The sequence below is a fragment of the Rhizobium yanglingense genome (assembly GCF_977109285.1).
The window spans coordinates 814600-836955 of sequence record NZ_CDSAWY010000004.1; the positions used below are offsets into that span (position 1 = coordinate 814600).

Here is a 22356-nt window from a genome sequence, read left to right on the forward strand (position 1 = left end):
AGCCCGATGGCAGGGATCAAATAAATTGCGAGATTTGCGCGAGAAAGCGAAGGAAAAGGCGGCCGATCCACGCTAGAAAGATTGACGCCGGAGCACAGCGCGGCTATCTACCGCCACCTGCACCAAAATTCGTGATCAGGCCTGAGATGCGCTGCGACAAGCTGCGCCCATACCCTTGCGAACACAAATGGCAGTCTGACGGCCCCAAGACGTCAGGACCTGCCGGAAACGGGATGAAGATGACCGCGACAGCACCCTGGACAACCGAAAAGCCGACCGCCCTGCTCGTTCTTGCAGATGGAACCGTGATCGAAGGCAAGGGGATCGGCGCCACCGGCAAGGTCCAGGCCGAAGTGGTCTTCAACACGGCGCTGACCGGCTACGAGGAAATCCTGACCGACCCCTCCTATCTCGGCCAGATCGTCACCTTCACCTTCCCGCATATCGGCAATATCGGCACAAATGACGAAGACATCGAAGACCTGACGCCGGCAGCGCGCCACGGCGCGGTCGGCGTCATCTTCAAGGCTGACATCACCGAGCCCTCCAACTACCGAGCCGCAAAGCATCTCGATGCCTGGCTGAAGTCCCGCGGCGTCATCGGCCTCTGCGGCATCGACACCCGCGCGCTCACCGCCTGGATCCGCGAGAACGGCGCACCGAATGCGGTGATTGCTCATGACCCGAACGGCGTCTTCGACGTTGAAACCCTAAAGGCGGAAGCCAAGGCCTGGAGCGGCCTCGAGGGCCTCGATCTCGCCAAGATCGCCTCCTCCGGCCAGTCGTCGCAATGGGCGCAGACGCCTTGGATCTGGAACGAAGGCTACGCAGAACTCGGCGCCGACAAGGCGAAATACCATGTCGTCTGCCTCGATTACGGCGTGAAGCGCAACATCCTGCGCCTCTTTGCAGGCCTGGACTGCAAGGTCACGGTCGTTCCGGCAACGACCAGCGCCGAGGACGTGCTTGCCATCCAGCCGGACGGCATCTTCCTGTCGAACGGCCCGGGCGATCCGGCGGCAACCGGCGAATATGCCGTGCCGGTAATCCGGAAGCTGATCAAGACGGACATCCCGGTCTTCGGCATCTGCCTCGGCCACCAGATGCTAGGCCTCGCGCTCGGCGCAAAGACCGAAAAGATGCACCAGGGCCATCATGGCGCCAACCATCCAGTGAAAGACCATACGACCGGCAAGGTCGAGATCGTCTCGATGAACCACGGCTTTGCGGTCGACACGAAGTCACTACCGGAAGGCGTTGAGGAGACTCACGTTTCCCTCTTCGACGGCACCAATTGCGGCCTGCGCGTCGCCGGCAAGCAGATCTTCTCCGTCCAGCACCATCCGGAAGCCTCTCCCGGCCCGCAGGACAGCCATTACCTCTTCCGCCGCTTCATCAACATGGTGCGCGGGAAGAAGGGCGAAGCAGCGCTCGCCGAGCGTTGAGACGCAGTGGCCAGCCGAACGAAAGCCCGCCTGCCGCGGGCTTTTTCTTTTACCTGGCGCTTGACCTCAACTTAACTTGAGGAACTAGACCGGTTGCCGTGACATCGACAACTAAGGAGATGGTGATGAACAGCGCTTTTTATCGCGTGGACAAGTTTGCTGTGCCGGAGGAGGCACGCGCGGAGTTTCTGCTCAATGTGTTGAAGACGCACGAGGTGCTGCAGGCCCAGGAAGGCTTCATCCGGCACACGGTATTGGAGCAGGTTTCGGGGCCGGGCGAATTCAATTTCGTGACGATTGCCGAATGGGATAGCGCCGAGACCATCGAACGGGTAAAGGCCGCCGTCCAGGCGGCGCACCGCGCGCGAAACTTCGATCCGCAGGCGCTTTTCACGCGGCTCGGCATCCGCGCCGACATCGCCAATTACAAGCCGGTTGCAGCTTGACGATTAAATGGCCGGTTCAGGCGCCGGCCATTTTCCCCTCGTGACGCACGAGAATGTAGAAACGTGCGCAGAGCATGACTGCGGCAGCCGCAAGGCCGACGAGAAAACCGAACCAGATGCCGACGCCGCCGAAGCCCATCGGGAAAGCGAAGAACCAGGCAAGGAAGAATCCGATCGGCCAGTAGGCAATCAGCGCCATGATCATCGGCACACGCGCATCCTTGAGGCCGCGCAGCAAACCATTGGCAACCGCCTGCATGCCGTCGACGAGCTGGAAGAGACCGGCAACGACGATGAGCGGACCGGCGTAAGCCAGCACCTGCGGCGCTTCCGGCGAACTGACGTCCAGGAACCAGCTGCCGAGGAATTCCGGCATGACGGCGAAAAGCACGCCACCGATACCGGAGATCGCCGCCGCGATGATCAGTACCGCGATCGAGGCGCGAACCAGAGCGGAATGGTCCCCCTGCCCGTGCGCAATGCCGACGCGGACAGTTGCGGCCTGCGAGAGGCCGAGTGGGATCATGAAGGCAATCGACGCCCATTGGAGCGCAATGCCATGTGCCGCAAGCTCGATCGTGCCGATGTAACCCATCAGAAGCGAGGCAACTGTAAAGAGGCTGACTTCCGCAAGAATAGTCACGCTGATCGGCAGACCGAGACGAACGACGTCCCAAAGCGCGTGCCAATCCGGCCGCCAGAACCGCACCAGGATCTCGTAACGCCGCGTCTCCTCCCTCATCTGCATATAGGCGAGGATGAAGAAAAAGCCCGCAGTCTGCACTGCGACCGAGACGATCGCAGCGCCCTGAAGGCCCATTGCCGGAAAGCCGAAATGACCGAGGACGAGGGCGTAGGCGAAGATCGCGTTCATCACCAGCATGGCAATGGTCACATTGAGGACGACGGCAGCCTTGCCGATCGCGCTGACGAGCGCGCGCACAACATTGTAAAGCAGCCCCGGCAGCACGCCGAAATGGCCGATCAGGATATAGCCATGCGCAAGCTTTGCCACTTCCGGCTTCTGGCCAGCAGCGAGCAATATCTCCTCGGCATAGAAGAAGGCCGGCTGCATGACGAGCCAATAGACTGTGACCATCCAAAGGCCCATACGCATCGAGCGACGAACGGTGACGACATCGCCCCGGCCGTAAGCCTGCGCGACCATCGGGATAACCGCGATGGCAAAGCCCGAACCGAAAATCAGGATCGTGAACAGAAACTGCGCCGACAGCACCATGGCAGCGAGGTTCTCGGCGCCAAGGCGACCGACGATCATCACGTCCGTCGTGTTGATGCCAAGCTGGGCAAGCTGTGCGCCGATGAACGGAATGCCGAGCGCTAGCGTAGCGCGGAAATGCGCACCCCAGTGATTGTCGGTTTGCGGCGCAAGCCTGTGCACGTCGATCGGCGCGTCCATCAGAGCCATTCCTGTATGGTTGAATCACTTCAGGCCGCATTTCGCGGCAAAGTAATACCGGGCCTTAGATCAAAGGCCCGCAAAGAGCCACCCTAAAAGGGGCAGATGATGAAAAATTCATCACATCATCACGAATTCTGATAGCTCATTGCGCCGGCGCCTCCAAGGCTGGTTTCGGTGTCCGGACCTTCGCGAGGAACACCAGGGCCGCCGACAGAATAAAGAAGGCAGCGAGCAGGTAGGGAGCACCGGCAAAGGTCACCGGAGCATCCGGCGCTGTGAAATAGCCGAACATCTGCGTGAAGATCAGCGGGCCGGCGATCGTCGTAATGCTGCTGAGGCTGGTCAGCGCTCCCTGTAGTTCGCCCTGCGCGGATGGCGGCACCTTGCCGGCGGCGATGCTGCGAAGCGGCGGATCGGCGACGTTTTCCATCACGGTGCAGAATAATGACCGTGTAGACGACCCAGCCCTCCCAAGCGAAAGCATAGCCCGTCAGACCGACGGCAGAGAAACAAAGGCCGACGATGGCGGTCTTCCACTCACCGAGCACCGGCACGATCTTTGGCAGCACAAGCCCCATGACGATCGCAGCGCCGATGCCGTAGATGCCGAGCGAAAGGCCGATCTGGCCTTCGCTCCAGCCGTAGCGATAGGTCGACACGAAGGACCAGACGGACGGATAAACGGCGTGTGCCAGCCAGAAGAGGAACATGACGGCGCCGACCCAGCCAATGCCGGGATAATTGCGCATCTGCTTCAACGCGCCCAGCGGATTGGCTCGCTTCCATTCGAAAGTGCGCCGATGCTTGGCGTCCAGCGTTTCCGGCAACAGGAAATAGGCCGCAGCGAAATTGAGGAAGGAAAGCGCCGCTGCGCCGAAGAATGGAACACGCGGACCGAATTCGCCGAGTAAACCGCCAATGACCGGACCAATGGTGAAGCCGACGCCGAAGGCGATGCCGATCAGGCCGAAATTCTTTGCGCGGTTCCCGTCATTGCTGATGTCGGCGATATAGGCAGAACAGGTCGCATAGCTGCCGCCGCTGAAGCCTGCGAGCGCCCGGCCGATAAAAAGCATCCAGAAGCTTGTAGCGGCCGCGCAGATCAGATTGTCGATCGCGAAGGTCAACACGGAGAGAAGCAAGATCGGACGGCGGCCGAAACGGTCACTGAGATTGCCAAGCAGCGGCGAGAACAAAAACAGCATGCCGGCGTAGACGACCAGCAGCCAGCCGCCGTCGAGTGCGGCATCGCTAATGGTTCCGCCGGTAAGTTCCTCAAGATAGGCGGGCAGCACCGGCATGATGATCGCAATGCCGATCACGTCCAAAAACAGGATCAGGAAAACGAGGAAGAGGCCGCGGCGAACGAATTTGGGATCAAGCATGGAACATCTCTCAACAGGGGATTGCTTTCTGGAAAGACGATCTCGTCGCCGGGGTTGTTAATAGCTCAACGAGAAAAATGAAACAATACGTGAACATTTCAAAGTTTTTGATCAAGCCGCCAGTGAAATTGATCGGCGGGCGGAACAAACAGGGGACTTTAAGCGGGCCGCCGCTATTCCTTCAAGAAATCGACAAGGCGCGCAGTGCAGGCGGCATGTGCGTGTGGCTGGCATAATTGAGCACGGTCCGCAGAATTCGGTGACTGCATTCCTGAAGGATCGCCAGATCGGCGCGAGTTCGCCACGTGCAATGGTTGGAGCGAGCCCTTCCTCGAAGGAGCCGATGAGACCGGCGAACGCAGAACCACCTCCATCTCGATGACGTTGGCCACCAGCGGCCCGGACGGCGAGATCACCAGCGTTTCGCCGTCGCTCTCGACCTCCCAGTCGAGACCTGCGCCGCTTTGACCGGGTGCCGAAACAATCGCCAAGCGCCGAGCACGAGGCGCTCCAGCAGCCTTTCGCCTGGTTGGGTCGGCGTCATGCTGCGGGTCGTGGCGGTTGAGGAAACGCACGCCGAGCCGCTGTTCGAGGCTACGGAGAGATGCGCTAAGCGAAGATGGCGGCACACCATGTTTGCGGGCTGCCGTGCGAAGGTTCCGTTCCCTTGCAATGGTGGCAAAGGCAGCCAGATCACTGAGAGGCAAAGTCATCCATTGTGCGCAGTTCCGTACAGGTTGTCCAATATTATACGGGTTATTGCACAAAATCCGACCGGGTAAAACACGTCTGAGGATGCCGCTAGGGTATCAAAAAAAGGGAAAGAGAGATGCACACCTATCGTTTGGCAAAGACCGGGCCTGAAGTTTCCGCCATCGGCCTCGGTTGCATGGGTATGTCGGGCATGTATGGCCCTTCGGATCGCGAAGAGGGCATCGCCACCATCCATGCCGCTCTGGATGCCGGCGTCAACCTGCTGGATACGGGAGATTTCTACGGCATGGGCCATAACGAGATGCTGATCGGCGAAGCGCTGAAGGGCCGCAAACGCGAGAATGTCGTGATCAGCGTCAAGACAGGAGCGCTCCGCGATCCGCAGGGCACGTGGCTCGGCTACGATTGCCGGCCGGCGGCGCTCAAGAACTTCGTCGCCTACTCGCTGCAGCGTCTCGGTGTCGATTACATCGACATCTACCGCCCTGCCCGCCTCGACCCGAACGTGCCGATCGAAGAGACCGTCGGCGCGATCGCCGACATGATCAAGGCCGGTTATGTCCGGCATGTCGGCCTTTCCGAAGTCGGCGCCGACACGATCCGCAGGGCGGCGGCCGTTCATCCGATCGTCGATGTTCAGATCGAATATTCACTGATTTCCCGCGGCATCGAAGATGGAATTCTGCCCACCTGCCGCGAACTCGGCATCTCGATCACCGCTTACGGCGTGCTCTCGCGCGGCTTGATCAGCGGCCACTGGCAGAAGGGCCAGGAATCGGGCAAAGGCGATTTTCGTGGCTACAGCCCCCGTTTCCAGGAAGGTAATATCGACCAGAACCTGGCGCTCGTCGAAGAACTCCGCAAGATCGCCGAGGCAAAGCGGGTTTCAGTCGCCCAGATCGCAATCGCCTGGGTTGCCGCACAGGGCAAGGACATTATCCCGCTCGTCGGCGCCCGCCGCCGCGACCGGCTGACGGAAGCGCTCGGCTCAAGAGCCGTCGAGCTTTCTGCAGATGATATGGGCACCATCGAACGCGCCGTGCCGAAGGATGCGGCGGCAGGTGCGCGCTACCCGGATGCGCAATTGCAGCATATGGACAGCGAAAAATAGGACCATAAGCTCCTGCTGGCAGCCCTCCCCAGCCCCCTCCCTGTCAAAATCAGGCGAGGGTTGAGCAAAAGATGCTCGCTCAAACCGGCCCGGAGAACGTATCGCAGGCGGCGAGCTGGCCGCTGTCGAAGCCTCGCTTGAACCAGCGCATGCGCTGGTCCGACGTGCCGTGATTGAAGCTTTCCGGCACGACATAGCCCTGGCTGCGCTTCTGCAGCGTGTCGTCGCCGATCTGCTGAGCGGCGTTCAGCGCCTCTTCAAGGTCTCCGGCATCGAGCATGCCTTTCTGCTCGGTATATTTCCCCCAGATGCCTGCAAAGCAATCGGCCTGCAGCTCGACGCGCACCGACATCTTGTTGGCCTCGGCTTCGCTCATGCGCTGGCGCGCCTCGTTGAACTTTGGCAGGATGCCGAGCAGGTTCTGGACGTGGTGGCCCACTTCATGGGCGACGACGTAAGCTTCGGCGAAGTCGCCGGAGGCGCCAAATTTTCTCTCGAGCTCCTGGAAGAACGCGGTGTCGAGATAGACCTTGTGATCGCCGGGGCAATAGAACGGTCCGCTGGCGGCGGATGCGAAACCGCAGGCCGATCGCGTAGCGTCCGCAAAGAGCACCAGTGTTGGCTCCTCATAATCCCTGCCCTGAGCCTGGAAGATGCCCTGCCAGGTGTCCTCGGTCTCGGCCAGCACGGTACGCATGAATGCGGTCATCTCGTCATCGGCGGGCGTGCTAGTGCCTTCCGATTGGCTCTGCTCGTAGCCGGAGCCGCCCGTCATGCCGCCATCCAACACCTGCATCAGGTCGATGCCCATCGCCTTGAAGATCAGATAGATGACAACGAGGAAGATGATCGTTCCGATCGAAAGCCCGCCGCCCCTGCGTCCCATACCGCCGCCGGTTGGAAAGCTGAAGCCGCCGTTGCGGCCGAACGGATTACGGCCGAACCCGCCACCTGTCGCATCACCGCGGCGATCCTCGACATTGTCCGACTGGCGGCGCCCCTTCCATTCCATCTGAACTCTCCCCTGGCGATGCGCAGGCCTGCGCTCTAAGGCAATTATATATCCGGCGAGGGCGTGAAGGCCAGCAGGTTTCAGGCAAAGGGTTTTAGACGCGGACAAAGCGCAAGAATGGCACCGATCGTCGCGGGCACAATGCCGGCCATCGCGGAAGCCGTATCGTTCCCGCTGAAGATCACTTCATTCATGATCCGCCCCGGCACCAGAGTGAACAGACCGGTGCAAGATACTACACCGAAGTCGTGACGCCTCGGCCGCGAACTCGTGTTCTTTGCGCTTTACCGACGCGCTGAAGGAGACGGGCGCCACAGCCGGGCTGCAGGTTCATCGCTCGCATGGGACCGCCGATGCCCATGTCGAGCGCTTGAAGCGGGACAACGAAAAGCTCCTTATCCTGACGCGCGAGGCCTTCGAAATTCCGGTCAGCCGTGGCTATGCGGCTGAGGTGCGCCGTCGCTTCGGTTGAAGAAAATGCACCAAATGCTTGACGTGACTCCCGCTTTCGCCCTCACTGAAGGAGAGGATGCGGGAGGACATGATGAAAGCTGTACGCCTGGAAGCGACGGGACGGCTTGCCGTGAGCCGAATGGAAAAGCCGGTGCCAGGCCATGGCGAAATGCTGGTGAAGGTCGAAGCCTGCGGCATCTGCGGCACCGACCGCCATCTCTTCCGGGGTGAATTTCCGTCGAAGACGCCGGTGACACTCGGGCACGAATTCGTCGGCATCATCGAAGCCGTTGGGCAAGGCGTGACAGCCTTTCGCCCCGGCATGCGGGTGACCGGCGACCCGAACATCGCCTGCGGACGCTGCCCGGAGTGCCAGCGCGGACGTGTCAATCTCTGCCGGAACCTGCAGGCGATCGGCATTCATCGGGATGGCGGTTTTGCCGAATATGTCTGCATGCCGGAGCAGCAGGCGTTCGAACTGCCTCAGTCGCTGGCACCGCTGCATGGCGCCTTTTGTGAACCCCTCGCCTGCTGTCTGCACGGCGTCGATCTGGCAAAGATCAGGGCCGGCGCATCCGTGGCCGTGCTCGGCGGTGGCGTGATCGGACTGCTGGTCGTGCAGCTTGCGCGGCTCGCCGGGGCAACACGCGTCGTGCTGGTGACGCGAAACGCCGATAAACGGCGGCTTGCCGAAGACCTTGGCGCCACGGCAACGGCCGACCCCTCAGCAGGCGACGTCGCCGATCTGGTGACGGCGGACCACGGCCTTCTGCCGGGCGGTGCCGATGTGGTGATCGAATGCGCCGGCGTTGCGGAGACCATGGAACAGGCTCCTCTCCTCGCCCGCCGCGGCGGCACCGTCGTGATCCTCGGTGTCATGCCGCAAGGCGCCAGGATTTCCATGCAGCCCTTCGATCTGCTGTTTCGCGAGATCAAGCTGGTGAACTCGTTTCTGAACCCCTTCACCCACGGCCGCGCTGCGGACCTGATCGCCTCGGGCGTCATCAAGGTCGAGCCTCTCATCTCCCGCCGGATCGGGCTTGATAACGCGCCGGAAGCGATCGCCAATCCGGCACGCAACGGCGAGATACGCGTCATTGTGGTACCCGGCCCGTGAACGGCATTTCAGGAGTTTTCGGATTCCTGTCGATTCCGCGATTTATGGGGTTCCGTTTGCAAATACATTTGCCTATAAGCCGCTTCTAGCCTGAAAAGACCCCTCGTGCGCGACCGACCCGGTGCCTCCCACCCTGGCCGGCTTTTTGCGCAGCTAGAAACGGATATCGTCCATGCCGAAGCGCCAAGACATCAAATCGATCCTCATCATCGGCGCGGGACCGATCGTCATTGGCCAGGCTTGCGAATTCGACTATTCCGGCACCCAGGCCTGCAAGGCGCTGAAGGAGGAAGGCTACAGGGTCATCCTTGTCAACTCCAACCCGGCGACAATCATGACTGACCCGGGTCTTGCGGACGCGACCTATGTCGAGCCGATCACCCCGGAAGTCGTCGCCAAGATCATCGCCAAGGAGCGGCCGGATGCGCTGCTGCCGACCATGGGCGGCCAGACGGCGCTGAACACGGCTCTTTCGCTAAAGCGCATGGGTGTGCTCGACCGATACAATGTCGAGATGATCGGCGCCAAGCCGGCGGCGATCGACATGGCGGAAGACCGCGCCCTCTTCCGTGAAGCCATGGCCCGCATCGGGCTGGAAACGCCGCGCTCGATGCTGGCGAACGCCACAGACATCAAGGACGCCGACCGCAAGATGCACGAGGCCGAGCGCACAAAGCTGCGCGAAAGCCTCTCCGGCGCCGCGCTCGACACTGCGCTGGACGATCTGGAAAACCAGTGGAACCTGGGCGAGAGCGACCGCAAGCAGCGCTATTTGAACCACGCAATGGCGATCGCCGCTCAGGCGCTCGATGACGTCGGCCTGCCGGCCATCATCCGCCCGTCCTTCACCCTCGGCGGCACCGGCGGCGGCATTGCCTACAACCGTTCGGAATTCTTCGACATCGTCGGCGGCGGCCTCGATGCTTCGCCCACGACCGAAGTGCTGATCGAGGAGTCGGTCCTCGGCTGGAAGGAATATGAAATGGAAGTCGTCCGCGACAAGGCGGACAATTGCATCATCATCTGCTCGATCGAAAACATTGATCCGATGGGCGTCCACACCGGCGACTCGATCACCGTCGCGCCGGCGCTGACGCTGACCGACAAGGAATATCAGATCATGCGCAACGCCTCGATTGCGGTGCTGCGCGAGATCGGCGTCGAGACTGGCGGCTCAAACGTCCAGTTCGCCGTCAATCCGAAGGACGGCCGCCTCGTGGTCATCGAGATGAACCCGCGCGTTTCGCGCTCTTCGGCCCTCGCCTCCAAGGCAACCGGTTTCCCGATCGCCAAGGTCGCGGCGAAACTCGCGATCGGCTACACGCTGGACGAACTGGAAAACGACATCACCGGTGGCGCCACACCCGCCTCCTTCGAACCGTCGATCGACTATGTCGTCACCAAGATCCCGCGCTTTGCCTTCGAAAAGTTCCCGGGCGCCTCGCCGATCTTGACGACGGCGATGAAGTCCGTCGGCGAAGTCATGGCGATCGGCCGCACCTTCGCCGAATCACTGCAGAAGGCGCTCCGCGGCCTCGAAACGGGCTTGACCGGCCTTGATGAAATCGAAATTCCAGACGTCGAGGAAGGCGAGTCCAGCCAGAACGCCATCCGTGCCGCGATCGGCACGCCGACGCCCGATCGCCTGCGTATGGTTGCCCAGGCACTGCGCCAGGGCATGAGCGAGGCCGAGGTTCACGAGGGCTCCAAGATCGACCCGTGGTTCATCGCCCAGTTCAAGGCGATCGTCGACATGGAGGCCCGTATCCGCGAGCATGGCCTACCGAACGACGCCGTAAACCTGCGCATGCTGAAGGCCATGGGCTTTTCGGACGCGCGCCTCGCGACGCTGACGAACAAGCGTCCGAAAGAAGTGGCGGAACTTCGCAACAGCCTGAATGTCCGCCCGGTTTTCAAGCGCATCGACACCTGCGCGGCCGAGTTCGCCTCGCCGACTGCCTATATGTATTCGACTTACGAAACGCCCTTCGTCGGCGCCGCCCGCTCCGAGGCGCAGGTCTCCGACCGCAAGAAGGTCGTCATCCTCGGCGGCGGTCCGAACCGTATCGGGCAGGGTATCGAGTTCGATTACTGTTGCTGCCACGCCGCCTTCGCATTGAAGGATGCCGGCTACGAAGCGATCATGATCAACTGCAACCCCGAAACGGTCTCGACCGACTACGACACCTCCGACCGCCTCTATTTCGAGCCGCTAACGGCCGAAGACGTGATCGAGATCCTGCGCGCCGAGCAGGAAAAGGGTGAGGTCGTCGGCGTCATCGTCCAGTTCGGCGGTCAGACGCCGCTGAAGCTTGCCGAAGCGCTGGAAAAGAACGGCATCCCGATCCTCGGCACCGCGCCGGATGCGATCGACCTTGCCGAAGACCGCGACCGCTTCCAGAAGCTCCTGATGAAGCTCGACCTCAACCAGCCGAACAACGGAATTGCCTATTCCGTCGAGCAGGCCCGCCTCGTCGCCGCCGAAATCGGCTTCCCGCTGGTGGTACGCCCCTCCTACGTTCTCGGCGGCCGCGCCATGCAGATCATCCACTCGGAATCGATGCTGCAGACCTATCTGCTCGACACCGTTCCGGAACTGGTTCCGGAAGACATCAAGCAGCGCTATCCGAACGACAAGACCGGCCAGATCAACACGCTGCTCGGCAAGAACCCGCTGCTCTTCGACAGCTACCTGACGAACGCCATCGAGGTCGACGTCGACTGCCTCTCCGATGGCGATGACGTCTACGTCGCGGGCATCATGGAGCACATCGAAGAAGCCGGCATCCATTCCGGCGACTCGGCCTGCTCGCTGCCGCCGCGCTCGCTGTCGGGGGACTTGCTCGACGAGCTCGAGCGTCAGGCAAGGGCCATGGCCAAGGCTCTGAATGTCGGCGGCCTGATGAACGTGCAGTTCGCTATCAAGGACAGCACCGTCTACGTCCTCGAAGTCAACCCGCGCGCCTCGCGCACCGTGCCATTCGTGGCAAAGACCATCGGCGCGCCGATTGCCAAGATCGCCGCCCGCGTCATGGCCGGCGAAAAGCTGGATGCGGCCTTCGCCGCCTACGGCCAAAAGCCCGATCCGCGCGCCCTGAAGCACATCGCCGTCAAGGAGGCGGTCTTCCCCTTCGCCCGCTTCCCGGGCGTCGATACGCTGCTTGGGCCTGAAATGCGCTCGACCGGGGAGGTCATCGGCCTCGACACCGATTTCGCCCTTGCCTTCGCCAAGTCGCAGCTCGGTGCCGGCGTTGAACTGCCGCGTGACGGGACGGTCTTCGTCTCCGTTCGCGACCACGACAAGCCGCGCGTGCTGCCTGCGATCCGTGTTCTTGTAGGCGAAGGTTTCAAGGTACTCGCCACCGGCGGCACGCAACGCTTCTTCGGCTGAAAATGGCATCGAAGCGACGAAGATCAACAAGGTGCTCGAAGGCCGTCCGCACATCGAAGATGCGATCCGCAACCGCCAGGTCCAACTAGTCATCAACACGACGGACGGCAACAAGGCGATCTCCGATTCGAAGTCGCTCCGCCGCGCGACACTGATGCAGAAGGTGCCGTATTATACGACCATGGCCGGTGCCGAAGCAGCCGCCCAGGCGATCAAGGCGCTGAAGGCCGGCAACCTCGAGGTTCGCCCGCTGCAGAGCTATTTCTGAGCATTTGACGACCGGAAGTTGCCGTAAAACCTCCCGGATGTTACCGTTGCGGCGGCACATCCGGAGCGGTTGATGGCAAAGAACATCGTCATTCTGTTCGATGGCACATCGAACGAGATTTCGGCCGACCGGACCAATATTGTCAGACTGTTCGGCACCTTGAAACGCTCGGATGAGCAGATCGTCTACTACGATCCAGGCGTCGGTACGTTCGGCGCGGCCAATGCCTGGTCGAGACTGCTTCGCAAATCCTATGAGGTTTTCGGGCTCGCGACGGGCTGGGGCCTCGACCAGAACGTCAAGGAAGCCTATCGCTTCCTGGTTGAAAACTACGATCGCGGCCCTCCCGACGCCGCTCGGCGGCATTCCGACCGAGACCGCATCTACATCTTCGGCTTCAGCCGTGGCGCCTATTCGGCGCGGGTGCTAGCGGGTTTCATCCATGCCTTCGGCCTTACAAGCCGGCATCATCTCAACCTGCTCGATTATGCCTACAGGACCTACAAGGGAATTTCCGCGCACGAAGAGAAAGCCGGTGGCGCTGCAGAGAATGGTGGCGAGGATCCGTCCTCTGCTTTCACCGCCATGCGTCTCTACGAACGTATGCTCAGAAACGACCGCCCGCCGATCAAGCTGCTTGGTCTTTTCGATACGGTGACCTCAGTGATCGAAACGGGGAAATGGTTTCCGCAGTTCAAGACCCATCCTTTCACCCGCAAGAACCCGAGCGTCGAATGGGTGCGGCACGCAGTCGCCATAGATGAACGGCGGACCATGTTCCAGCCAGAGCTCTGGGAGCGGGACCAGGAATATTGGGGCCGCCCGTTCCGGCCGAAGGCACCGGTGGCGAAGCAGAATTTCCGGGAAGTATGGTTCGCAGGCGTCCACGGCGATATCGGCGGCGGCTATCCGGAAGCGCAAAGCGGGGCAGTCAAGATCCCCCTCGCCTGGATGATCCAGGAAACGCAACCGGCCGGGCTCCTCTACCGCACCCGCATCGTCAACGACATCGTGCTCGGAAAAGGCGGGAAGAAGTATGTGCCGCTGGACGCCACTGCTCCCTTCCATGATTCCATGAACGCCGGATGGAAAATCCTCGAATACATTCCGCGGCGCGTGCCGGAAAATTCCTGGCGCAGGCACGGCAACCGCAATGCGATCTATTTCCCGTTGAGCGACCGACGCTTCATTCGGGATGATGCGCTGATCCATATCTCGGTCAAGGAACGGATGAATGCCAGCCCCTACAATCCGCCGAATCTGCCTGCAGATCCTGACTTCGTTTCTTAACCGCTTGAATCACTCTCTGCGATCACTTGTCCAAGCGCTTGATCCGACTCACATCTTCACCAACGCGATCGGCGTGCTGCGGGGAGACAGTTAGCCGGCCGCGCCACATTACGAATTTTATGGAAATCGGCGGCAACGATCTGCTATAAGCGGGCGATTAGGATTATTGCACGGTTCCGAAGTCCCCTTCGGGACCTGTTTTCTTTTGTGTCGCTGCCTGACTATAGGACACGAAGATCAAAGGACAGGAAAATGGTTGATAAGGTTCCGATGACACAGGGTGGTTTCGTCAAGCTGCAGGAAGAGCTGCGCTGGCGTCAGCAGGAGGAGCGCCCGCGCATCATCGAAGCGATCGCCGAAGCCCGTGCCCATGGCGATCTTTCCGAAAACGCCGAATATCACGCAGCCAAGGAAGCGCAGAGCCACAACGAGGGCCGCATCAGCGAGCTCGAAGACCTGACGGCGCGCGCCGAAGTGATCGACCTTGCGAAGATGTCCGGCGACAAGATCAAGTTCGGCGCCAAGGTCAAACTCGTCGACGAGGACACCGAGGAAGAAAAGACCTACCAGATCGTCGGCGATCAGGAAGCCGACGTAAAAGCCGGCCGCATTTCCATCTCCTCCCCGATCGCCCGCGCGCTGATCGGCAAGGTAGTCGGCAATTCCATCGAGGTCATCGCACCGGGCGGCTCGAAAGCCTACGAAGTCCTGTCGATCTCCTGGGGTTGATTGCCTGTGGCGAAAACGGTCAAGCCGGCCGCAATCGATATTGCTGACGTCGAAATCATCGCACCGAACTTCAAGCAGCGCCTGTCCGGCGTCACGTCGACGATCGTTCAGCTTGATTCCCCTCCAGGTCAGACTCGGCATCAAGATTGCGGCGCTCGGCCCCGGCTTACCGAAAGACCTACCGAAGCTGACATGGAGACAGCTTCTTGGCGCATGGCGTCCGTCAGCCGGACGCCGGCAGCGCGTATGGCACGCACGACGCAACAACGAGATGGCCGCTGGTATCGTGCTGCGGCACGTGTTGCGCATGCCGCTGAAGCTGCTTTTTACGTCGGCCGCCCAGCGCCGCCATACCGCCTACACCCGCTGGCTTATCCGCCGGATGGACGCGGTCGTCGCGACCAATGCCCGGTCCGGCTCTTTCCTCCAGGTGCCGCATATTGTGATCCGCCACGGCGTCGATCTGGAACTTTTCCATCCACCCCGGACCGCCGAGGACACCATAGAGGCCACCGGCCTGCCCGGCAGGTATCTCGTCGGCTGCTTCGGCCGCCTCCGGCATCAGAAAGGCACCGACCTTTTCGTCCGGTCGATGATCGATCTGCTGCCGCAACATCCGGATTGGACGGCGGTGATCTCCGGCCGGGCAACGGCAGAGCATAGAGCTTTCGCCGACAAGCTGAAGGCCGATATCGCCGCCGCCGGCCTTGCCGATCGGATCGTCTTTCTGGGCGAAGTGCCAGACATCAAGGTCTGGTATCGCCGCCTAACCCTATATGTTGCTCCTTCCCGAAATGAGGGTTTCGGGCTGACGCCTCTCGAAGCTATGGCCTCGAAGACTGCGGTTGTGGCATCGGACGCCGGAGCCTATGCCGAAATGATCGAGGATGGGACGAACGGAAGCGTCGTTCCGGCCGGCGATGGCGAAGCTCTCACGAAGGCAATCGCCCCCTATCTCGCCGATCCACAAAGGGCGCTCGCCAGTGGCGAGATTGCGCTCACGCATGTGCGGGCGAATTTTGCGCTGGAAGGCGAAGCGACGGCGTTGAAGGCCGTCTATGAGGATCTTCTACGGCGGTAGCGGTCAATTCTATCGATTACGGCTTGCGCTTGAAACGTTCGAGATAGGTACTAGCGACCGCATCTTCCGAGAACCGGCTTATCAGCGTCGCGTTGCCGCCAGCTTGGCGGCGAGGACAGGATCATTGATCAGCCGCTCGATCGCCTTCGCGAAACTATCGACATCGCCGATTTCGGCAAAGAGACCGTTCGCGCAGCTCGGCCCCTCCGACCGACTCGAGACTACCGGCTTGTGCGGCGCACAGGCTTCGAGGATAGCCTTGCCGAGCAGCTCATGGTTCGACAGCAGCGCGGAACAATGCGCCCATGGACCTAAGAGATACCGCGCGCCAGTATGTTTAAATATCTACCAGAGAGACATCCTTTACCTGTCGGATGGTCAACATCGTCCGCACGGTATCCACATTCTCTGTGGCCGTGAGCTCTTCGATCACGAAATCCTGAAAGCCCGCAAGGTTCTCAGCGACGCACTGCAAGAGAAAATCGGATTCGCCCGACACCATCCAGGCCTCTCGCACGAGCGGCCAATTGGCTGTCTGCTTCGCAAATGCCTTCAGATTGGCATCCGACTGATGTTTCAGACCGACCATACAGAAGGCCACCAGATCATAACCGAGCGCCGGCGCATTCAAAAGCGCCCGATAGCCACGGATGAAGCCGGATTCTTCCAGCTTACGCACCCGCCTGAGACACGGCGGCGCCGATATACCGACCCGCTCGGCAAGTTCGACATTCGTCATCCGGCCATCATTCTGGAGCTCGCGCAGAATCTTCATATCTATTGCATCAAGTTCGACGCGCATCACCATGGTAGAGCTTCCTGTTTCTTTTCGATCGGCCCTTTGCAGGCCGCTTCCTATTATTGCCCGCGACAACTTCAAACGCCGCGCTTCGCTGCCAAAGTATATTCAGTTGAGGTGCGAACTTGCCCTTGACGAGGGCATGCACGCCTATGATGAGTGCAAACCACACAGTATTTAGCACCCGCGCCAATCCATACATCGTCCTCGTTAAGCGTCTACCGAACCGCCTTGCTTTATAATCGTGTTGCTGCCGAGATGCAGTGACCTCGGCAACACCAAGCCTCTAGCGAGGTAGAAATAGCGCGAAAGCGGCCCTATATGCACCTCGATCCTTAAGGCTTCTTCATCTGATCCGATGCCCAAATCCGGGATGTTGAGCCGCGCTCGACTGATTGGACGGGAGAAGAATGGGTTACAGATCCATCATAGACAAAATCGATACCGCCTTTCGTCAGGCACTGTTTTCAATATCTCTTGGTACTTGCTCGCGGATCCTTCAACGGAAATGGTGATCGGCGCTTGCCCATGGCTGGCTCTCTGTTGTAGCGGTGTGGATGAAATGGTCGATAACAGCATCAGCCAGCGAAAACGAGGGCGTCGGGGTCGTACCAACAAAAACATCTGCGGATAGCCCATGATAATAGCGCAAGCACTTGTGCGTATTCCATGCTGTCCCCTTGAAAGGTAGCTTGGTTCATCCCTAGACTATACAAAAGCGTTTATTACGATATCTCGCACGGCTTCGACAGGATGCCTGCCACCAAAGGATCCGGACTATGACTGCCCGACACACTAAAGTTCTCATCATCGGCTCCGGTCCCGCGGGCTATACGGCCGCAGTCTATGCGGCACGCGCAATGCTGAAGCCGGTGCTGATCGCCGGGATGGAGCAAGGCGGGCAGTTGATGATCACGACGGATGTCGAGAACTATCCGGGCTTTGCCGATCCGATCCAGGGCCCGTGGCTGATGGATCAGATGCTGCAGCAGGCCAAGCATGTCGGCGCAGAGATCGTCAGCGACATCGTCACCGAGGTCGAGATGAACCAGCGGCCCTTCGTGGCGCGCACCGACAGCGGCCAGGTCTGGACCGCCGATACACTGATCATCGCGACCGGCGCCAAGGCAAAATGGCTCGGCATCGAAAGCGAACAGCATTTCCAGGGCTTTGGCGTTTCAGCCTGCGCCACCTGCGATGGCTTCTTCTATCGCAACAAGGACGTCATCGTCGTTGGCGGCGGCAACAGCGCCGTCGAGGAAGCCCTTTATCTTTCCAACATCGCGAAGTCGGTGACGGTGGTGCACCGCCGCGATGCGTTCCGCGCCGAAAAGATCCTGCAGGAGCGCCTCTTCTCGAAGGAGAATGTGACGGTTCTCTGGAACACCGAAGTCGCCGAAATCACCGGCACGCCGGCGAAACCGCCGATGCCGCCTTCCGTTACCGGCGCGCGCTTGCGCGATACCCGCACCGGCGCCATCAGCGACGTTTCGGTCGATGGCGTCTTCATGGCAATCGGCCATGCACCGGCAACCGAACTTTTCAAGGGCAAGCTCAAGCTCAAGGACAACGGCTATCTCTGGACCGCTCCGGATTCGACCGCAACCAGCATAGAGGGGATCTATGCTGCAGGTGACGTGACGGACGATACCTTCCGGCAGGCGGTTACCGCCGCCGGCATGGGATGCATGGCCGCCCTCGAAGCCGAGCGTTATCTCACGGGCCACATGCCCGTCGCCGTGGCCGCGGAGTAATATCGGCTATGAGGGGTGGGGGGATGCCATTGGATTGGGACAAGCTGCGTATTTTTCACGCGGCTGCCGAGGCCGGATCGTTTACGCATGCGGCCGACAAGCTGCATCTCTCCCAATCCGCGATCAGCCGCCAGGTGAGTGCGCTGGAGCAGGACGTCGGCACCAAACTCTTCCACCGCCATGCCCGCGGCCTGATCCTGACGGAACAGGGCGAACTGCTCTATCGCACCGCCCATGATGTGCTGCTGAAGCTCGAAACGGTGAAGATGCAGCTCACGGAAACGACGGAAACGCCCACCGGCAAGCTGCGGGTGACCACCACCGTCGGCCTCGGCCAGGGCTGGCTGACGGACAAGATCCAGGAGTTCATGCAGCTTTATCCGGACGTCCAGATCCAGCTCATTCTCGACAACGAGGAACTGGACGTGAACATGCGTCACGCAGATTGCGCCATCCGCCTGCGCCAACCGCAGCAGTCCGATCTCATTCAGCGCAAGCTCTTCACCGTGCATATGCACGTCTATGCCGCACCCTCCTATATTAACCGCTACGGCGAGCCTCAGTCGGTCGAGGATCTGGACGATCACCGCATCATCACCTTCGGTGAGCCCGCCCCCAGCTATCTGCTGGACGTAAACTGGCTGGAGATTGCCGGCCGCTCTTCGGACAACAAGCGGATCCCGCATCTGCAGATCAACAGCCAGACCTCGATCAAGCGCGCCTGCCTGCTTGGCATCGGCGTCGCCTGCATGCCGGATTACATCGTCGGCCGCGATCCGGGCCTTATCCAGCTAGCGATCAACGCCGACGTGCCGTCGTTCGACACCTATTTCTGCTATCCGGACGAAATCAAGAATGCCGCAAAGCTGAAGGCATTCCGCGATTTTATCGTCAGCAAGGCGAGAAACTGGAACTTCTGATTCCCGTTTTTGTTCACTAAAACGCAGACCATGCAACCAACGCATGACTGGCATGCACAAAAGAGGGTTGCCGTTTGCTCAATTAAACACCATATCGCACTCAGCTGATGCACACGGTGGCTTTTCCTCCCAGTTCCACCGCATTAGCTGTTCCCCTCTGGAGGTTTTTGACCTTCACACCTTAAAGGGCCCCGAACTTTCGGCGGCCCTCTTTTTTTGCCCAGAATCGCTGCATCGCAACATAATTTGTGCAGCGCATGGCAGGCATGCATAATAATGCATTGAAAGCTGCCCAAGAAAGCACCATATCGCACGTAGCTGATGCACTTCGGTGGCTTCTCTCCCAGTGCCACCGCATTAGCTGTTCCCCTCTGGAGGTTTTTTGACCTTCACACCTTAAGGGCCCCGAGCTTTCGGTGGCCCTTTTTTTTGCTTAAAATTTAGGCGCTCATCAAAGCCGAACAGCTCACGTCCTCGTGATTTGCATATCGAAAAATGACGATCCATATATCGAACGAATTCGATTTATAGTTCGGCACGAGACAATGGATAGAGATGAAATCCTGAAAGCGCTTTCCCATCCGATGCGGGTGGAAATCCTCAATTGGCTGAAAGATCCGAAGGAGCACTTCTCCTCCCAGGAGCACCCTTTGGAAATGGGTGTCTGTGCCAGCCAGTTCGAGCGCTGCGGCCTTTCGCAATCGACCGTATCCGCTCATCTCGCAACATTGAGCCGCGCCGGCCTCGTCACGACCAGGCGCGTCGGCCAATGGGTTTTCTACAAGCGCAACGAAGAAACGATCGCTGCCTTCCTCAAGCAACTAAGCCAGGATCTGTGACGGCCTGATCGGCCTCGTCGCCACCGCACTTGCCCATCTCTCCGCCGGGTCGAGTTGCCCCACCATAGCGGAGTGATCCTCCCGCCAGAACAGGAAAGGACTTCCATGAACAAGCTTCTCGAACCCGCGCAGATTGGCGACATTGCCGTCAGGAACCGCATCGTTATGGCACCGCTGACCCGCAACCGCTCGCCCGGCGCGATCCCGAACGATCTGAACGTCGAATATTATCGCCAGCGCGCCACAGCCGGTCTCATCATCACCGAGGCAACGGCCATCACACACCAGGGCCAAGGTTACGCCGACGTTCCCGGCCTCTACAAGAAGGAAGCCCTCGATGGCTGGAAGCGCGTGACTGATGCCGTGCATGCAGGCGGCGGTAAAATCGTCGTGCAGATGTGGCATGTCGGTCGCATCTCGCACACCACGCTGCAGCCGAACGGCGGCAAACCTGTCTCCTCAACCAATAAAGTCGCGACGGCGAAGACCTATCTGGTCAACGCCGATGGTACCGGCAGCTTTGCGGAGACCTCCGAGCCGCGTGCGCTCGAGACATCTGAAATTCCCGGTATCATCGAGGATTATCGCAAGGCGGCGCGCGCTGCGATCGACGCAGGCTTCGACGGCGTCGAAATCCACGGCGCAAACGGCTACCTGCTCGACCAATTCCTGCGCGATGGTATCAACGACCGTACCGACCAGTATGGCGGCCCGATCGAACACCGCGCTCGCTTCACTTTCGAGGTGGTCGATGCCGTAACCCGGGAAATCGGTGCCGGCCGCACGGCGATCCGTATTTCGCCGGTCACACCCTCGGGCGAAAGCTATGATTCGGATCCGCAGGCGCTTTTCACCTACCTCGTCGAAGGCCTCGCCAGATATGACCTCGCCTATGTCCACGTTATCGAGGGCCAGACGGGCGGCGAGCGCGACTACACGCAGGGGACAAATCCGCCCTTCGACTACAAGAATCTGCGCCAGGCTTATGAAAAGGCGGGCGGCCATGCAAACTGGATGGTCAACAACGGTTACGACCGTCAGATGGCAATCGATGCCGTCGAAAACGGCCGCGCCGACCTGGTCGCCTTCGGCAAGCCATTCATCGCCAATCCGGATCTGGTCGAACGCATGCAGAAGAACCTTCCGCTGAACACGCCGGACCAAGCCACCTTCTATGGCGGCGGGGCAAAGGGTTACATCGACTATCCACTGCTCGAAAAGGTCGCCTGACCTTCAGACGTACCGGACGAAATCCCGCCTTGCGCGGGATTTCTTTTTCAACTCCTGCCGTTAGAATGCGGCCATGTTCGAATCCCATCTCGACCGCTGGTCGCTGGCGCCCGACGGTGAACCGATCATCACCCATTCCAGTCACCTCCTACCCGTCCGTTGGAACGGCAAACCGGCAATGCTCAAGAAGTCTCGTGACGAGGCCGAAAGGGCCGGCGGTGCGTTGATGCACTGGTGGGACGGCGGCGGTGCCGCCAAGGTCTATGCTCATGATGACGAAGCTGTTCTGCTCGAACGGGCGACGGGCGGTCGCTCGCTGCTGAAGATGGCGATGGATGGCGAAGACGATGAGGCAAGCCGGATCATCTGCCGCACCGTCGAAAGACTGCACGCACCGCGGCAAAAGCCCCTGCCCGGCCTCATTCCGCTGCGCCGCTGGTTCCGGGAACTGGCGCCTGCAGCGAGAGCTTATGGCGGCATCCTTCCCGAATGCAGTGCTATCGCCGAGACGCTGCTTTGCGATCCGCGCGATCCGGTCGTGTTGCACGGCGACGTTCACCACAGCAACATTCTCGATTTCGAAGAAGATGGGTGGCTTGCGATCGACCCGAAAGGCCTGATCGGCGAACGCGGCTTCGACTATGCCAATACTTTCGCCAATGAAGACCTTCCGGCCATCAGCGTGCCGGGGCGCCTCCAGCGCCAGCTCCGGATCGTTTGTGCCGAAACCGGCATGGAGCCCAAACGCCTGCTGCAATGGATTGCTGCCTATTCCGGCCTGTCGGCGGCTTGGTTCCTCGGTGACAACATGAATACGTCGGCAGAGAGCCCGCTTGCCGTCGCGCGCAACGCTCTGGCGGAGTTGCGGCAAGCCTAGCGGCTTCCTTCAATAAAGGTCAGAGGATGTTTTCTTCATGCGGCAGATCGTGCCACGCGCAAGAGCCTGCGC

16 protein-coding genes and 4 pseudogenes are annotated in these 22356 nt (G+C 60.3%); 14 read left to right on the forward strand and 6 right to left on the reverse strand.

What is annotated here, in order from left to right; genetic code table 11:
* Positions 1–239: 239 nt before the first annotated feature.
* Positions 240–1445 (forward strand): glutamine-hydrolyzing carbamoyl-phosphate synthase small subunit, encoded by a 1206-nt coding sequence (carA, locus tag ACW4PC_RS09045; RefSeq protein ID WP_455873535.1) that lies wholly within the window; start codon positions 240–242, stop codon positions 1443–1445.
* Positions 1446–1570: 125 nt separating this feature from the next.
* The gene (locus ACW4PC_RS09050) at positions 1571–1891 is read left to right on the forward strand and encodes an antibiotic biosynthesis monooxygenase family protein (RefSeq protein WP_455873536.1); all 321 of its coding nucleotides are present in this window, start codon (positions 1571–1573) and stop codon (positions 1889–1891) included.
* A gap of 16 nt (positions 1892–1907) precedes the next feature.
* Here ACW4PC_RS09050 and ACW4PC_RS09055 read toward each other — a convergent pair whose 3' ends face one another.
* The 3 genes and pseudogenes from ACW4PC_RS09055 to ACW4PC_RS09065 all read right to left on the reverse strand — a co-directional run bounded on the left by ACW4PC_RS09055 (position 1908) and on the right by ACW4PC_RS09065 (position 5412).
* Positions 1908–3311 carry an MATE family efflux transporter gene (locus ACW4PC_RS09055; protein WP_455873537.1) on the reverse strand — a complete coding sequence of 468 codons (1404 nt, stop codon included), beginning with the start codon at positions 3309–3311 and terminating at the stop codon, positions 1908–1910.
* Positions 3312–3456: 145 nt separating this feature from the next.
* Positions 3457–4699, reverse strand: a pseudogene (locus ACW4PC_RS09060) (TCR/Tet family MFS transporter).
* 173 nt (positions 4700–4872) lie between these two features.
* Positions 4873–5412 (reverse strand): helix-turn-helix domain-containing protein, encoded by a 540-nt coding sequence (locus ACW4PC_RS09065; protein WP_455873538.1) that lies wholly within the window; start codon positions 5410–5412, stop codon positions 4873–4875.
* A 116-nt stretch (positions 5413–5528) separates the two neighbouring features.
* Here ACW4PC_RS09065 and ACW4PC_RS09070 point away from each other — a divergent pair, with 116 nt between their 5' ends.
* Entirely contained in the window at positions 5529–6524 is a 996-nt protein-coding gene (locus tag ACW4PC_RS09070) for an aldo/keto reductase (protein WP_455873539.1), read from the forward strand.
* Between the two features lie 79 nt (positions 6525–6603).
* On the opposite strand, the gene ypfJ is transcribed toward ACW4PC_RS09070, so the two are convergent.
* Complete coding sequence (gene ypfJ / locus ACW4PC_RS09075; RefSeq protein WP_455873540.1) at positions 6604–7536, reverse strand: KPN_02809 family neutral zinc metallopeptidase; 933 nt, start codon at positions 7534–7536, stop codon at positions 6604–6606.
* 233 nt (positions 7537–7769) lie between these two features.
* Between ypfJ and ACW4PC_RS09080 the strand changes: the two are divergent.
* From ACW4PC_RS09080 to ACW4PC_RS09105, 6 genes and pseudogenes are all read left to right on the forward strand, one after another.
* Positions 7770–8008: pseudogene (locus tag ACW4PC_RS09080) on the forward strand (LytTR family DNA-binding domain-containing protein); the annotation flags it as partial.
* 72 nt (positions 8009–8080) lie between these two features.
* Entirely contained in the window at positions 8081–9106 is a 1026-nt protein-coding gene (locus ACW4PC_RS09085) for a zinc-dependent alcohol dehydrogenase family protein (protein ID WP_455873651.1), read from the forward strand.
* Between the two features lie 172 nt (positions 9107–9278).
* Positions 9279–12765 (forward strand): annotated as a pseudogene (carB, locus tag ACW4PC_RS09090) (carbamoyl-phosphate synthase large subunit).
* 72 nt (positions 12766–12837) lie between these two features.
* Positions 12838–14055, forward strand: a complete 1218-nt coding sequence (locus tag ACW4PC_RS09095; protein WP_455873541.1) for a T6SS phospholipase effector Tle1-like catalytic domain-containing protein — start codon at positions 12838–12840, stop codon at positions 14053–14055.
* 252 nt (positions 14056–14307) lie between these two features.
* Entirely contained in the window at positions 14308–14784 is a 477-nt protein-coding gene (gene greA / locus ACW4PC_RS09100) for a transcription elongation factor GreA (protein WP_455873542.1), read from the forward strand.
* A gap of 39 nt (positions 14785–14823) precedes the next feature.
* Positions 14824–15865: pseudogene (locus tag ACW4PC_RS09105) on the forward strand (glycosyltransferase family 4 protein).
* An 81-nt stretch (positions 15866–15946) separates the two neighbouring features.
* On the opposite strand, the gene ACW4PC_RS09110 reads toward ACW4PC_RS09105, so the two are convergent.
* Both ACW4PC_RS09110 and ACW4PC_RS09115 read right to left on the reverse strand, forming a co-directional pair.
* Positions 15947–16210 carry a glycosyltransferase gene (locus ACW4PC_RS09110; RefSeq protein WP_455873652.1) on the reverse strand — a complete coding sequence of 88 codons (264 nt, stop codon included), beginning with the start codon at positions 16208–16210 and terminating at the stop codon, positions 15947–15949.
* Entirely contained in the window at positions 16203–16673 is a 471-nt protein-coding gene (locus ACW4PC_RS09115; RefSeq protein ID WP_022714252.1) for an Lrp/AsnC family transcriptional regulator, read from the reverse strand. The genes ACW4PC_RS09110 and ACW4PC_RS09115 overlap by 8 nt, the downstream gene beginning before the upstream one ends.
* 770 nt (positions 16674–17443) lie before the next feature.
* On the opposite strand from ACW4PC_RS09115, the gene trxB reads away from it, so the two are divergent.
* The 5 genes from trxB to ACW4PC_RS09140 all read left to right on the forward strand — a co-directional run bounded on the left by trxB (position 17444) and on the right by ACW4PC_RS09140 (position 22284).
* Positions 17444–18418: a thioredoxin-disulfide reductase gene (gene trxB / locus ACW4PC_RS09120; RefSeq protein WP_455873543.1), complete on the forward strand. Its 975-nt coding sequence runs from the start codon at positions 17444–17446 to the stop codon at positions 18416–18418.
* A 23-nt stretch (positions 18419–18441) separates the two neighbouring features.
* Positions 18442–19338: a LysR family transcriptional regulator VtlR gene (locus tag ACW4PC_RS09125; protein WP_455873544.1), complete on the forward strand. Its 897-nt coding sequence runs from the start codon at positions 18442–18444 to the stop codon at positions 19336–19338.
* 545 nt (positions 19339–19883) lie between these two features.
* Positions 19884–20177, forward strand: a complete 294-nt coding sequence (locus ACW4PC_RS09130) for an ArsR/SmtB family transcription factor (RefSeq protein ID WP_074069015.1) — start codon at positions 19884–19886, stop codon at positions 20175–20177.
* Between the two features lie 105 nt (positions 20178–20282).
* On the forward strand, positions 20283–21407 hold the full coding sequence (locus tag ACW4PC_RS09135; protein WP_455873545.1) for an alkene reductase: 1125 nt from the start codon (positions 20283–20285) through the stop codon (positions 21405–21407).
* A 73-nt stretch (positions 21408–21480) separates the two neighbouring features.
* A complete protein-coding gene (locus ACW4PC_RS09140; RefSeq protein WP_455873546.1) occupies positions 21481–22284 on the forward strand; it encodes an aminoglycoside phosphotransferase family protein in 804 nt (267 codons plus the stop codon).
* Positions 22285–22356: the final 72 nt, after the last annotated feature.